The following is a 13001-nucleotide window of genomic DNA, read 5'->3' as shown; positions in this document are numbered from 1 at the left end:
TGGTTGTTCAGGACTTCAGGGCGTCGCGGACGACGGCGCACACGTCTTCGGTGGCTTCGGCCGCGGCGGGCAGGTGGTCGGCGAGGTTGAAGAAGCCGTGGAAGCCACGCTCGTAACGCCGGACGCTCACTTTCGCGCCGCCGGCCGCGAGCATGCGGCCGTACTCCTCGCCTTCCTCACACAGCGGATCCAGGGCACCGGTCAACACGTGCGCATCCGGAAGTCCGGTCAGGTCACCGAGAATCGGCGACGCCGACACCTCGGCCTGCGCGCCGCTCGCCCCGAGGTATTGGGCGGTGAACCACTGCATGTGTTCGGCGGTCAGCACCCCGCTCTTGGTGTGCGGGCTGGACAGCGACGACTTGCGACGCTGATCCACCACCGGGTAGATCAGCAGCTGGAACGCGATCGCCGGTCCGCCCCGGTCGCGGGCTGTCATGGCGATCACGGCAGCCAGGTTGCCGCCCGCGCTGTCGCCTGCGATCACGAGCCGGGCCGGATCGCCGCCGATCTCGACGGCGTGGGCTGCTGCCCATTCCGTTGCCGCCCAGGCATCTTCGATCGCGGCGGGGTAGGGGTGCTCGGGTGCCAGCCGGTAGTCGACCGAGACCACGATCGCGCCGATGCCGTTGGCGAGTCTGCGGCAGCACGAGTCGTGTGAGTCGAGATCACACAGCACGAATCCGCCGCCGTGGAAATAGACCAGTACGGGCAAGGCCACGCCGGGCTCGGGGTCCAGCGGGTGATAGATCCGCACCGGAATGTCACCGGCGGGTCCCGGGATCGCACGGTTCTCGACATGGCCCACCTGCACGGGTTTGGCCGGCCGGCGACTGGCCTTGAGCCGGGCCCGCACCTCGCCCGCCGCGGCGACCGGATCCATGCCGCCTTCGAGGATCGGGGCGAACGCGTCGCCCATCCGACCGGCGACCTCGCGCTTCATGGTGTCGTCCTGAGTGTTCACGTCGCTCACCGGGTACCTCCGGTCAGCTCGCCCCGCAGCACCTTGCCGGTGGCATTGCGGGGCAGCTTGCCGAGGAACTCGACGTCGCGCGGAATCTTGTACCGGGCCAGGTTCGCCCGCACATAGTCCTTGATCTCATCGGCGCCCAGCGTCGCCCCGTCGACCAGCACCACATAGGCGTTGAGCCGCTGACCGAAATCGTCGTCGCTGACCCCGATCACCGCCACTTCGTCGACCTCGGGATGGCTGGTGATCAGGTTCTCGACCTCCAGTGGATAGACGTTCTCACCACCGCAGATCACCATGTCGTCGTCACGGCCGTCGATGTAGAGGCGGCCGGTGTCGTCGAAGTGGCCGACGTCCCCGCTGCTCTGCAATCCGTCGATCGATTCCTTGGTGCGGCCGTCGGTGTAACCGGCGAAGCTCACGTCGCTGCCGGCGAATACCCGTCCGATCACGCCGGGTTCGGTGATCTCGTTGCCCGCCGAGTCGTACAGGCGAACGGCACATCCGACCGGGGCCCGGCCGGCCGTGCGTGGATCGTGCTCGAGATCCTCCGGCATCGCCACGGTCATGACCGCGAGTTCGGTTGAGCCGTAGAGGTTGTAGAGCACCGGGCCGAACTCGGCCAGGGTGCGCGTGACCAGGTCGGGCGGCATGGCCGAGCCCGAGACGAAGATGATCTTCAGCGACGACGTGTCGTAGCCGTCGCGGACATCCTTCGGCAGAGCCAGGATCCGCTGCAGCATCGTGGGCACGACGACCAGTACGTCACAGTGGTGGTTCTGGACCGCGCGCAGCGTCTCCTCCGGGTTGAACTTGCGTCGTAGCACCAGGCGGTTGCCAAGGGCCAGCGACAGCACGGCCTGCCCGAGCCCGGTGCCGTGGAACATCGGCGCGGCCAACATGCAGGTCTGACCTCGCCGGCGTGGCACGCGGTCCAGCAGCTGAGCCGAGAACAGGGGAGAGGTCTTGCCTCGCGGGGCGCCCTTGGGGGTGCCGGTGGTGCCGCTGGTGAGCAGCGTCATGCCGCCGGGCTTGGCCGGCGCGGCGACCGGCGCCGGCGAGGTGGCGGCGATCAGACCTTCCAATGAACCCTCGACGTCGGCTGTCGAGCGTTCGTCGGTCCAGGCCAGGAATCGGCGGACGGCGGAATCGACGGCGCTGACGAGGTCGGTGAACTCCTCGTCATAGATCAGTACGGTGACCTTTTCGCGGGCCGCCACATCGGCGAGCTGCGGCTTGGCGAACCCGGTGTTCATCAGCAAGAGCTGCGCCCCGACCTTGCCGGCCGAGGCCAGGACGGTGACCAGGCCGCGGTGGTCCCGGCACAGCGCTGCGATCACCGAGCCCGCACCGATGCCGCGTGAGTTCCAGGCCCGGGCAAGGGCATTGACCCGGTCGTTGAGTTGAGCGAACGTCACGTCACCCCATTCGTCGGTGATCGCGATGGCATTGGGATCGCGGGTCGCGGCACTTTCGATGACGGCGGCGAAGCCGCCGAACTGGCGGACCAACTTTGCCTGCCGGATCCCGTCGGCCGCTCCACCGGACAGGCCGGACTCACGCAGCACGGCGAGGCTACGGGCGATCACCCGGAGCCGGTTGATCCTGGCGGCGAGGCTGGATGGGCGCGGAGTAGCTCGCTTCATGGCGCAAACCGTAGGTCGCATCGGGCCCGGTGCGGGCCCTGAAGTCTCGCTGGGCGAGACAGCTTGTCTCCTGGGACACACGATTGGTCCAGAGTGATGGCAGCCACAGGAGAGCCGTATCGGCGGCGGACAAGCGAGGTTGAGAATGCGGCGTTTGAAAGGCGAGGACAACAGCTTTCTGGCATGGGAGAGCTCGGTCCAACCGCAACACACGATGAAGGCCGTCGTTCTGGATCCCGACCAGGTTTCTGAACCGCTCACCTTCGACCGGATCAAGAGCGCCGTGCAGGGCTGGGTAGATCAGATCGAACCGATGCAGTGGCAGTTGCTGTCACCACGGGTGGGCTTCGGCCGGCCGTGGTGGGTATCGCGACCGGAGATCGATATCGAACACCACGTCCAGCGGACCACCGCTCCCGCGCCCGGCGGTGACGAGGAGCTCGCCGCGACCATCGGCGAGATCTTCGAGGTGGCCCTGGACCGCGACCGACCGGCCTGGCAGCTCTGGTACGTCGAAGGCCTCAAAGACGGCCGTATCGCCCTGGTACTCAAGATCCACCATGCCGTCGCAGACGGCACCGCCTCGCTACGTCTGCTCGAAACCCTGTACAGCGCCGACCCGGCGACCCCGCTACCACAGCCAGGGCGGACTGCACTGCGCAACGAGCAGCGGCCCGCACCGTGGGTGTGGTGGCCGCTGGTGCTGCGTCACCAGATCGCCGCGCTGGCCCGTTTCCCCGGCATCATCGCCCGCACCGTGGCCGTCACCGGTGTGATCCGCCGTCGGCAGAAGACCGGAAAGCCGGGCTACGCAGAGGCTTTCGCCGCACCGGCGATGCCGTTCAACGAACCGTTCTCGGCCAGCCGTCGATTCGCCTACCGACGATGCGACGTCACCGAGATCAAACGCGTGTCCAAGGCATTCGGCGTCACCATCAACGATGTGTTCCTGACCATCTGCGGCGGCGCCCTGCGCGACTACCTGGTCGAGAGCGGACAGGCCAGTGACGAGAGCATGACCGCTGTCGTGCCTGTGTCGATGCGGCCGGCCGAAACCGAGGCTGAGTGGGGCAACAAGGTGGCGCGTTGGAACGTCGACCTCGCCACCCACATCGCCGACCCGGTGGAGCGCCTGGCAGCGGTCGCATCGGCCACCCGGACCGCGCGCGAGGTGCAGGCCGAGCGGGACGCCTGGCTGCAGCATGACTGGATGGAGTACTGGCCGCTGTTCTGGCTGTACTCGCGTGTGCTGCCGATCCTCGGGGCCAAGATGAAGCGCCGCCCGATGTTCAGCCTGATCGCCTCCAACATGCGCGGTCCGCAGGAAACGCTGTACTGGGGCGGTGCGCCGATCGAGCAACTGATCTCGTCGGGGCCGATCGTGTTCCCGATGGGGCTGAACTTCACCGGCTGGAGCTACCGCGACGAGATGGCGGTCTGCGTCCTCACCTGTGGCGATCAGGTGTCGGACCCGTACCGGATCGCCGACCGGGTGCCGCAGGTTCTGGCCGAGTTGGCGGCGCGGGCCGGTTCAGTCGACGGCGAGCATCGAGCGCCGGATCGTCAGGCGGTATCCGGCTAGGACGTCGAACCACAGGCGGGTCACCGGGTCTGTCACATCGAGCGCGTGGCGGTTGCCGCTGCTCAACAGTTGGTCGGCGGCATTGCGCGCGCGGGTGACAACCTGGCGCAGTGCCGAGGCCGCGCTGTCGGCATCTGCGCTCAGTGCTTTGGACAGCTGCAGCCGAGCGGCGTCGATGTCGGATTCCGCCGTCGCCACCAGCACCGCCGAGGCCGTCAGTTCGGTGGTGTCCTCGCTGCCGTACGAGGTGCCCAGCCGCCGGCGGACCTGACCGACGTGTGCCTGCCACACCCCGGATGCGGCACCGACGACGGCGGCCGCCTGCCCGGCTGCGGCAAGGAGCGGGTAGGGAGGTCGGACATCGTCGAATTCGCCTCTGTCCCAGGCGTCGTCGTCAGACGGCGCGAACACGGAGTCGCTGTCGAGGGCGACGTCCGACACTGTGACATCGCCGATTCCGGCCGCGTCCAGACCACGCGGGCCGCCGGTGCCGTCCACCCGGACCGCGCTGCGGGGGACAAGGGCGTACCGGACCGTCTCGCCGTCGAGGGCGCCCAGCAGCAGCCAGTCCACGAGGTGGGCGCCGGTCACCGATGCCCAGCGACCGGTGAGCCGAAACTGTCCGTCGCCGGCGGCCAACCGCCCGACCGGTTCCGCATCAGCGGTCACCAACGCACGGGGGTCGGCGCCCCACACCTGTTCGGCGGCAGGGTCGCCCAGTCCGGCCACCGCGTAGGCGGCGGCGTTGACCGCCGCCGCGAGCCATCCCGTCGACCCGTCGCGCTCGGCGAGGTCGGCAACCGCGGTGAGGAACTCGGCTGGCGGCACTGCCCGCCCGCCGTATCGCACCGGCTGCAACAACCGGCCAGATTCCGAATCACGCACGACGGCAATCGATTCAGCGGCCGAGCGGGTGGGCTCGACGTCGGGCGCACCGGGCGGCTCGGCCATATGACCTCCTGGGAGGGGCGACGAATGGTATTCACGATGGTGACACACCGGACGGGCAGGACAGGGCGGCAACGATGACGCAGAATGTGCGCGGCGCAGTGCGCCAGGCACTGCCGGCGATCGCCGCGGCCGCGGCCGACGTCGACCGTACCGGCGCCGTCGACCCCTCGGTGATCACCGGCCTGCACAACGCTGGTTTCTTTGCGATGCTGCGGCCCAAGGCGTTCGGCGGGACCGAGGCCGACCCGGCCGAGTACCTGGCGGTCACCCGTGAGCTGTCCGCGGCGTGTACCTCCACAGGGTGGCTGGCCGGTGGGTTGGGCGTCAACACCTGGCATCTCTCGTTGTTCGATCACCGGGCCCAGCGCGACGTGTGGGGCGCAGATTCACGGACCCTGCTCTGTGAGTCGTATGCACCGACCGGTCGGCTCGAACGGGTGGGGGACGAATTCCGGTTGTCGGGCCGGTGGAGCCGGTGCACCGGAATCCTGCATGCGTCGTGGCTGATGGCCGCCGCGGTGCTGGTCGGTGAGGACGGTGCGGCCCAGGACTTTCTGGTGGCGCTGGTGCCGCGTCAGGACTACGTCGTGGAATCGACTTGGAACAGTGTGGGATTGCGCGGTATCGGGGCGCACGACGTCGTCGTCTCCGGTGCGGCCGTGCCGCGTTACCGCACGTTCGGCTGGGTCAGCAGTGACCAGCTCGGCTCGCTGGCTCCGCTGTACCGGTTGCCGCAGCCCACCATGTACACCCACACAGGAACGGTTCCGCTGCTGGGCGCGGCCGAGAACGTGCTGTCCGCGCTGCGGCCCGGGCACGGTTCGCCGGTGGATCCGGTGGCGATGGCGTGCAGCGATCTCGACCTGTCGAACCGGCAGATCGAACGCAACCTCGGCGATCTCATGGACTGCGCGCGGGCCGATCTGGCGCCCGGCAACGACCTGGTGCTGCGGTCGCGGCGGGACCAGGTGCTGGCCTCCCGGCGCGCTGTCGCGGCGATCCGAACATTCATCGCGCACTCGCACGGTGGCGACATCGGAGATCCGCTGGTGGAACGGGTGTGGCGCGATGTCCAGACCGCGCAGACCCACGTTGCCAGCAACGTGGAGCAGGTGTTGTCGCTCGTCGGCCGCCACTCGTTCGGCATGGAGGTCGACGAGATCGTCTGGTAGTCGGCCGGTCAGACCCACGCGTCGGAAGTGAGTGTCCGCAGCACGCGGGACAGCATGTTGTCGGTGGCCTGCGTCTGTGAGGTGGCCGGCGAGGTGGAATCACGCGCACTTGTTTGCTGGGAGCCGAGCTGCGCGGAGATGTGCCGGGCCGCCCTGATGACGAACGGGGCGGTGCGCTGGAGGCGATGCAATGGAACCGCGCCCGTCAACGACAGTCCTGCCACTTCACCGTCGGCCGAGCGCAGTGGCGCCGCCACGCTGGTCAGGCCGATCGCCAGTTCCTCGTTGTCGTAGGCGAGCCCGTGGCGTGACCGGATCCGCGCGAGTTCGCGGTGCAGGGTCTCCAGATCACTGATGGTGGACCGCGTGGAACGGGTCAGGCGCGGCCCCAGGACGGCATCGACCTCCTCGGCAGGAAGCTCGGCCAGCATGGTCTTGCCCAGCGCGCTGGCGTGCGCGGGCGTGTGGCCCGCGACGCGGGTGGGCACCACCGCGCTGTTGCGTCCGGCCACCTTGTCGAGGTAGATGACGTCGCCGCCGAAAAGCACGCCGAGGTGGACCACCAGACCGGTGTCGGCATGAAGTCGGGACAGGGTGGGTGACGCCACGCTGCGTAGCTGTGAGTGGTCGATCATCCGGGTCACCGGCAGCGGAGAGGCCGCCAGTGAATAGCCGTCCGGCCGGTGTTGCAGAAGGCCGGCGCTGTGCAGCTGTTTGAGGATGCGGTGCACCGAGGACCGGGGCAGCCCCGTGCGTGCGGCGATCTGATCCAGCCGTAGATGTTTGCCAGGTTCGTCGAAGGAGTTGAGGATCAGGGCGACCCGATCCACCATCGAAACGGCCGCATCACCCGATTCGGCGCGTGGTCGAGCGGTCGCGTTTCTGGTGGATGCCGGCACTGCGCCCCCTAGGACGTCGATCACTGAGTTCCCCAGAATCTCACTCAGCGAGATCCTGGCGCAAGCGTAAAGGTGCCGTACCTCACCATGGTGGGCAACATGCGATACGCGCGACAAGGAGTTTTTGATGCGTGGTGTTGAAATGACCAGGGACGTTCTGGACGGCATCGACGAGAATGCCGATCTGATACTGGCACTCGGGCCCGTCAACGAAAAGCTCGGCCGGCTCGACGATCGGGCCGTCGAGGCGCTGCGTGAGTCCGGCGTGATGCACATGCTGCAGCCCGAGGAGTTCGGCGGAATCGAGACGCATCCAGGTGACTTCGCCGAGGCCGTGCTCGACATCGCCCGGCTGGACGGGGCAGCGGGCTGGGTTGCCGGTTCGGTCGGCGTGCCGCCGTGGGCGTTGGCCTCGGCCGACCGCCGCCTGCGCGACGAGGTGTGGGAGGCGGACTCCGATGTCTGGATCGCCTCGGCTCACGCGCCGGCCGGCGTGCTCCTGCCCGTCGACGGGGGCTACCGGCTCTCGGGAGAGTGGCGGTCGGTCGCGGCCATCGACCATTGCGAATGGGTTGTGGTCGGCGCCCGCGTGGTCGGCACCGGAGACGTCGACGGACTCGGGTATTCGCTTGTGCCGCGGGAAGATCTGCGGATCGACGACGAATCCTGGAACGCCATCGGATTGATCGGTACCGGAAGCAAGAACATCACGATCGACGATGTGTTCATCCCCGGACATCGGCTGCTGAACCACAACCGCATCGTCGACGGCACCGCGCCGGGACACGCCGGCCTGCGCAACCCGATCTACCACATCCCGCTCAGCACCATCGCGCCGTTGGGAATCACGGCCGCGGTGATCGGCATGGCCGAGGGCGCACTGAGCCACCATGTCGAGGTGACCGGTGCCGACGGACCGGTCGAAGAACATGCGGCCGCAGAGATCCGGGCGTCGCGGCTGGTGCTGCTCGACACGCTCACCGCGTCCTTCAACCGGGTGTTGGACGGCCCGGTCGACACGGGGATGCGGGCCCGCGCACGCCGTGATCAGATCGCCGCGGCCCGCCGGGCAGTACGGGCGCTCGATGAGATCGTCTGTCACTCGAACGTCGATGCCTTACGCCGCGGCAACCCGGTGCAGCGGTTGTGGCGGGATGCCCATGTGGGCCTGGCAACCGTGGTCACCGAGTCGAAGGTGGTGTCGCCCTGACCCGACGGCACGGCGAAAAATGCTGGACGGCAAAAAGATCAGCGCCGCCCACCATTTTCGTTGCCCGGGTCAGGCGTGGGTGCCGCCGTCGATGCGGATCTCGGTGCCGCTGATGAACGCGCCGTCGTCGGACACCAGCATGGCGATCACCCCGGCGACCGCGGACGGATCACCCATGCCGGCACCACCGGAGGCCAGGGTGGTCGGCATGATCGGCGACAGTTTCGCGAACAACGACCAGTCGCTGTCGGCCGGAACGAGTCCCGGTGTGGCATCGGTGATTCCGGACTTGATGCTGCCCGGTGCCACACTGACCGCCCGCAGGCCCTGCTTGCCGTACTCCAGCGCGAGCGCATGCGTCATCGCCTGGATGCCGCCCTTGCTGGCCGCGTAGGCCGCCATATAGGGGTGGGCGAAGACTGCCGAGGTGGAACTGAAGTTTACGATCACGCTCTGCGGGTTCTCCAACAGCGCAGGCAGTGCCTCTCGGATCACCAGGAAGGTGCCGGTGAGGTTGACACCGATGATCTGATTCCAGGCCGCCAGCGTCATCTCGTGGGTGTGTACCGCGCGTAGCATCCCGGCGGCGTTGACGACCGAGTCGAGGCCGCCCAGAGCCTCGACCGCGGTGCGCACGCCGTCGACCACCGACGCCTCGTCGCCGATGTCCATCGTCAGCACGGTGAACCGGTCGGCGGTGCCGGCCTGCTGTGCGCTCTGCCGGGTGGTGTCCAGGCCGTCGCCGGAGATGTCGGCACCCACCACCGCGGCGCCCTCGTCGAGCAGCCGCAGCGCGGTGGCCTGTCCGATTCCCGATCCTGCACCGGTCACCAGGATCCGGCGTCCCTCAAGTCGCTTCATGATCGTCACTGTCCCATCACGTATTTCACGGTCGGTCCGGCGGTCCAGCCACCGTCGACGGCGATCTCGGCACCGGTGACGTAGCTGGAGGCGCTGGACAACAGATAGCAGACGGCGCCGGAGATCTCATCGGCCTCGCCCACGCGGCCCATCGGTGTGTTGGGGTAGTTGCCCTCGCCCGGGGTGATGCCGACCTGAGCGGTCATCGGTGTATACGTCATGCCGGGATGCACCGAGTTCACCCGGATCCGGTCGGTGCCGAGTTCCACGGCGGCGATCTTGCTCAGGCCGCGCACACCCCATTTCGAGGCGCCGTAGCCGGCCGTCAGTGCCAGGCCCATCAGGCCTGCGGCCGAGGAGATGTTGACGATGGAGCCGCCGCCGGCGGCGCGCATCGGAGCGATGACGGACTGCAGGCCGTTGAAGACTCCGACCAGGTTCACCTCGAGCACGGTGCGGAAATGGTCGAGCGGTTCATGTTCGATGAACTGGCCGGTCGAGATGCCGGCATTGTTGACCAGGCCGTTCAGTTTGCCGAACTCGGATAGGGCAAGCTCCACCGCGGACTGCCACTGCGCGGCATCGATCACGTCGAGATGGATGTAGCGCGCGTTGCCGCCCAGGTCTGCGGCCAGTGCGGCGCCGTCGTCGTCGAGTACGTCCGAAATCACCACCTTGCCCCCGCGCGTGACGATCTGCCGGGCGAAGGACGCTCCGAGGCCCCGCGCACCGCCGGTGACGATCGCTACGACATCCGACAAGCCATCCGAATTTGCTTGCATCCCAACAACTTCCTTTCAAGGTGAAACTGAGCTGGATCCAGCGTCGATGCGGCCACACCGTGGCCGCAGGGTGACCGCCACGATAACCGCGGTGGCTGTCGTTCGGGCGTGAGTCTCACCCAGCGGGAGTCGTACCGGTGAGTGAGACACCTGCTGTCCAGCGCACACGGTCGTTCGTACCGTGACGCAGGCGAACAGTGAAGCGAAAGGCAACGATTGTGACAGCGCAGTCAGCTCCGTCGGGTACCGCCGAGAAAACACCTGCTGCGGTGGATGTCGTCGTGGTGGGAGCCGGCTTCGCCGGGCTGTACGCGCTGCATCGCTTTCGGCAGCAAGGCCTTTCGGTCCGGGTGTTCGAGGCCGCCGACGGTGTGGGCGGGGTCTGGTACTGGAACCGTTATCCGGGCGCTCGGTGTGACGTCGAAAGCGTCGACTACTCCTACTCGTTCGACAAGGATCTCGAACAGGAGTGGAACTGGACCGAGAAGTACGCGACCCAACCGGAGATCCTGGCCTACCTCAACCATGTGGCCGACCGGTTCGACTTGCGGCGCGACATCTCGTTCGGGACCAGGGTGACCGACATGGTGCTCGACGAGAAGGCGTTGCGCTGGGAGGTCCGCACCGACCGCGGCGACGTGGTTTCCGCGCGCTTCTGCATCCTGGCGGTCGGACCGCTGTCCAACGCGAACATCCCCGCGATCGATGGTCTCGAATCGTTCGCGGGCGAGGTCTATCACACCGCGCACTGGCCGCACGAAGGCGTTGACTTCACCGGCAAGCGGGTCGGTGTGATCGGTACCGGATCCTCCGGTATCCAGGCGATTCCGTGCATCGCCCGGCAAGCCGAACAGCTCATCGTCTTTCAGCGCACCCCGAACTACAGCGTGCCTGCCGGCAACATTCCCCTCGACGATGAGACGCGGGCCACGCAGAAGGCCGGGTACGCCGAACGTCGCAGGCTCTCGATGCTCAGTGGCGGGGGCTCGCCGCACCAGCCCCATCCCAAGTCCGCTCTGGAGGTCTCTGCCGAGGAACTGCAGCAGACCTACGAGCGGCGCTGGGAACTGGGCGGAGTGTTGTTCTCCAAGGCCTTCCCGGACCAGTTGGTCACCATCGAGGCCAACGACACCGCGCGGCTGTTCTGGGAGCGAAAGGTCCGCTCCGTGATCCACGATCCGGCGGTGGCCGACGTGTTGATTCCGAAGGATCATCCGATCGGTGCGAAGCGAATCTGCACCGACGACAACTACTTCCAGACCTTCAACCGGGACAATGTCTCGTTGGTGAACCTGCGGGCGACGCCGATCGAGCGGATCGACCCGTCGGGTATCGACACCACCGATGCGCATTACGACGTGGACGCGTTGGTGCTGGCCACCGGATTCGACGCGATGACCGGTTCGGTCCAGAAACTGAACGTGGTCGGCCGGGGCGGGCGAACCCTCAACGAGGCGTGGGCCGAGGGGCCCGCGACCTACCTGGGCCTGGGTGTCCCGGGCTTCCCGAACGTCTTCAACATCGCCGGTCCGGGTGCACCCTCGGTGCTGGCCAACATGGTGCTACATTCGGAGCTGCACCTGAACTGGGTGGCCGATGCGATCGCCTACCTCGACGCCCATGGAGCTCCGGCGATCGAGGCCCGTGAAGACGCCGCCGCCGAGTGGATGGCCGAATGTACCCGACGCGCCGCAGGAACTCTCATGCCGCAGGCGAATTCGTGGTATCTCGGGGCGAACATCCCCGGCAAGCCGCGGGTGTTCATGCCGTTCGTCGGAGGTTTCGGCGTGTACGGCGAGATCATCGCCGATGTCGCTGCCGCCGGCTACAAGGGCTTTGACATCCACCAGGATCTGACCGGATAGGCGCCGCTGCGTTGGCTCAGGCGTCCACCACGGCGCGGATGTCCTCGCACACCTGCCGCCCGGCCTGGCCGGCCAACGTCAGTGACGGCATGGTCATGAACCCGTGGATGGCGCCGGCGTAGTCGCGGTACACCACCGGGATACCCTGGGCGGCAAGCGCTTCCGCGTAACTTTCACCTTCGGAATGCAACGGGTCGAAGCCCGCGGTGACGACCACCGCAGGCGGCAGTCCGCGCAGGTCCGCGTGCAGTGGGGCGGCATGCGGATGGGCTCGGTCCCCGGTGTCGGGAACGTACTGATCCCAGTACCACGCCATGGCGGCCCGGGTGTTGTAGAACCCGGTGGCGAATCTCCGGTACGACGCGGTGTCGAAGTCCGCTGCGATGACCGGATACAGCAGTGCCTGACCCGCGAGGACCGGCCCGCCGCGGTCACGGGCGAGGATCGTGGTCACGGCGGCGAGATTGCCGCCGGCACTGTCGCCCGCGACGACGAGCTTCGTCGCGTCACCGCCGAGTTCGTCGCCACGGCGCGCGACCCAGCACAGCACGGCGTACACGTCCTCGGCCGCTGCCGGCCACCGCGCCTCGGGCGCCAGACGGTAGTCGACGGACACCACCACCGCGCCGATGCCGTTGGCCAGCGATCGGCACAGGTCGTCGTGGGTGTCGAGGTTGCAGAACACGAACCCGCCGCCGTGCGCGAACACCACCATCGGTGCCAGGGCGCCGGAAGGCGCTGCCGGCCAATAGATCCGGACGGGGATGTCGCCCGCAGGGCCCGGTAACTTCCGCTCCTCGATCGCTCCGATCGGCCGCGGCTGCAGCGGAGGTCGGTACCGGGACCGCACGGCGGCCCTGGCCTCGGCCCCGCTCACCGCCTCGACAGCCGGGAAGCCGGTATTCAGCACGGGTAGTAGCGCCGCGATCTCCGGATCGACTTTCATATCGCCCCTCCTGTGCTTCACGACACCACATCGGTCCTGTCTCCGGCTGCGGTGTACCGCGCAGTGAGACACATGGAATCCGGCTCTTGCCCAGCGCGATTGCGGTCTGAACGACTG

The 13001-nt window shown here is 67.6% G+C and carries 11 protein-coding genes; 4 read left to right on the top strand and 7 right to left on the bottom strand.

Annotated features, from left to right (window positions below; genetic code table 11):
* Positions 1 to 7 precede the first annotated feature (7 nt).
* Positions 8 to 973 carry an alpha/beta hydrolase gene (locus AC4ELH_RS10715; RefSeq protein ID WP_448457111.1) on the bottom strand — a complete coding sequence of 322 codons (966 nt, stop codon included), beginning with the start codon at positions 971 to 973 and terminating at the stop codon, positions 8 to 10.
* A complete protein-coding gene (locus AC4ELH_RS10710) occupies positions 970 to 2616 on the bottom strand; it encodes an AMP-binding protein (RefSeq protein WP_448448533.1) in 1647 nt (548 codons plus the stop codon). Before AC4ELH_RS10710 ends, AC4ELH_RS10715 begins: the two co-directional genes overlap by 4 nt.
* Positions 2617 to 2761: 145 nt before the next feature.
* Here AC4ELH_RS10710 and AC4ELH_RS10705 point away from each other — a divergent pair, with 145 nt between their 5' ends.
* Positions 2762 to 4198 (top strand): wax ester/triacylglycerol synthase family O-acyltransferase, encoded by a 1437-nt coding sequence (locus AC4ELH_RS10705; protein WP_448448532.1) that lies wholly within the window; start codon positions 2762 to 2764, stop codon positions 4196 to 4198.
* On the opposite strand, the gene AC4ELH_RS10700 is transcribed toward AC4ELH_RS10705, so the two are convergent.
* On the bottom strand, positions 4148 to 5149 hold the full coding sequence (locus AC4ELH_RS10700) for an acyl-CoA dehydrogenase family protein (RefSeq protein WP_448448531.1): 1002 nt from the start codon (positions 5147 to 5149) through the stop codon (positions 4148 to 4150). The genes AC4ELH_RS10705 and AC4ELH_RS10700 overlap by 51 nt on opposite strands.
* A 74-nt stretch (positions 5150 to 5223) precedes the next feature.
* Between AC4ELH_RS10700 and AC4ELH_RS10695 the strand changes: the two genes are divergently transcribed.
* On the top strand, positions 5224 to 6321 hold the full coding sequence (locus tag AC4ELH_RS10695; RefSeq protein WP_448448530.1) for an acyl-CoA dehydrogenase family protein: 1098 nt from the start codon (positions 5224 to 5226) through the stop codon (positions 6319 to 6321).
* Positions 6322 to 6329: 8 nt separating this feature from the next.
* Here AC4ELH_RS10695 and AC4ELH_RS10690 read toward each other — a convergent pair whose 3' ends face one another.
* The gene (locus AC4ELH_RS10690) at positions 6330 to 7154 is read right to left on the bottom strand and encodes an IclR family transcriptional regulator (RefSeq protein WP_082941750.1); all 825 of its coding nucleotides are present in this window, start codon (positions 7152 to 7154) and stop codon (positions 6330 to 6332) included.
* 208 nt (positions 7155 to 7362) lie between these two features.
* Here AC4ELH_RS10690 and AC4ELH_RS10685 point away from each other — a divergent pair, with 208 nt between their 5' ends.
* Positions 7363 to 8430 (top strand): acyl-CoA dehydrogenase family protein, encoded by a 1068-nt coding sequence (locus AC4ELH_RS10685; RefSeq protein ID WP_448448529.1) that lies wholly within the window; start codon positions 7363 to 7365, stop codon positions 8428 to 8430.
* 69 nt (positions 8431 to 8499) lie between these two features.
* Here the strand turns inward: AC4ELH_RS10685 and AC4ELH_RS10680 are convergent, their stop codons facing one another.
* Together AC4ELH_RS10680 and AC4ELH_RS10675 are read right to left on the bottom strand one after the other, a co-directional pair.
* On the bottom strand, positions 8500 to 9291 hold the full coding sequence (locus tag AC4ELH_RS10680) for an SDR family NAD(P)-dependent oxidoreductase (RefSeq protein ID WP_448448528.1): 792 nt from the start codon (positions 9289 to 9291) through the stop codon (positions 8500 to 8502).
* Positions 9292 to 9296: 5 nt separating this feature from the next.
* Positions 9297 to 10073: an SDR family oxidoreductase gene (locus tag AC4ELH_RS10675; protein WP_448448527.1), complete on the bottom strand. Its 777-nt coding sequence runs from the start codon at positions 10071 to 10073 to the stop codon at positions 9297 to 9299.
* 218 nt (positions 10074 to 10291) lie between these two features.
* Here AC4ELH_RS10675 and AC4ELH_RS10670 point away from each other — a divergent pair, with 218 nt between their 5' ends.
* The gene (locus AC4ELH_RS10670) at positions 10292 to 11938 is read left to right on the top strand and encodes a flavin-containing monooxygenase (RefSeq protein ID WP_498884424.1); all 1647 of its coding nucleotides are present in this window, start codon (positions 10292 to 10294) and stop codon (positions 11936 to 11938) included.
* A 16-nt stretch (positions 11939 to 11954) separates the two neighbouring features.
* Here the strand turns inward: AC4ELH_RS10670 and lipP1 are convergent, their stop codons facing one another.
* The gene (gene lipP1 / locus AC4ELH_RS10665; protein ID WP_498884422.1) at positions 11955 to 12884 is read right to left on the bottom strand and encodes a LipP1 family hormone-sensitive lipase; all 930 of its coding nucleotides are present in this window, start codon (positions 12882 to 12884) and stop codon (positions 11955 to 11957) included.
* Positions 12885 to 13001 lie beyond the last annotated feature (117 nt).

Source organism: Mycobacterium shunyiense (genome assembly GCF_058270075.1).
The sequence above is the reverse complement of the archived record's forward strand: the minus strand, read 5'-3'. Positions and strand labels throughout refer to the sequence as shown.

Excerpts from the sequence above, each read along its gene's own strand:
- AC4ELH_RS10710 (WP_448448533.1), bottom strand. The coding sequence starts at position 2,616 with ATGAAGCGAGCTACTCCGCGCCCATCCAGCCTCGCCGCCAGGATCAAC.
- AC4ELH_RS10705 (WP_448448532.1), top strand. The coding sequence starts at position 2,762 with ATGCGGCGTTTGAAAGGCGAGGACAACAGCTTTCTGGCATGGGAGAGC.
- AC4ELH_RS10700 (WP_448448531.1), bottom strand. The coding sequence starts at position 5,149 with ATGGCCGAGCCGCCCGGTGCGCCCGACGTCGAGCCCACCCGCTCGGCC.
- AC4ELH_RS10695 (WP_448448530.1), top strand. The coding sequence starts at position 5,224 with ATGACGCAGAATGTGCGCGGCGCAGTGCGCCAGGCACTGCCGGCGATC.
- AC4ELH_RS10690 (WP_082941750.1), bottom strand. The coding sequence starts at position 7,154 with ATGGTGGATCGGGTCGCCCTGATCCTCAACTCCTTCGACGAACCTGGC.
- AC4ELH_RS10685 (WP_448448529.1), top strand. The coding sequence starts at position 7,363 with ATGACCAGGGACGTTCTGGACGGCATCGACGAGAATGCCGATCTGATA.
- AC4ELH_RS10680 (WP_448448528.1), bottom strand. The coding sequence starts at position 9,291 with ATGAAGCGACTTGAGGGACGCCGGATCCTGGTGACCGGTGCAGGATCG.
- AC4ELH_RS10675 (WP_448448527.1), bottom strand. The coding sequence starts at position 10,073 with ATGCAAGCAAATTCGGATGGCTTGTCGGATGTCGTAGCGATCGTCACC.
- lipP1 (WP_498884422.1), bottom strand. The coding sequence starts at position 12,884 with ATGAAAGTCGATCCGGAGATCGCGGCGCTACTACCCGTGCTGAATACC.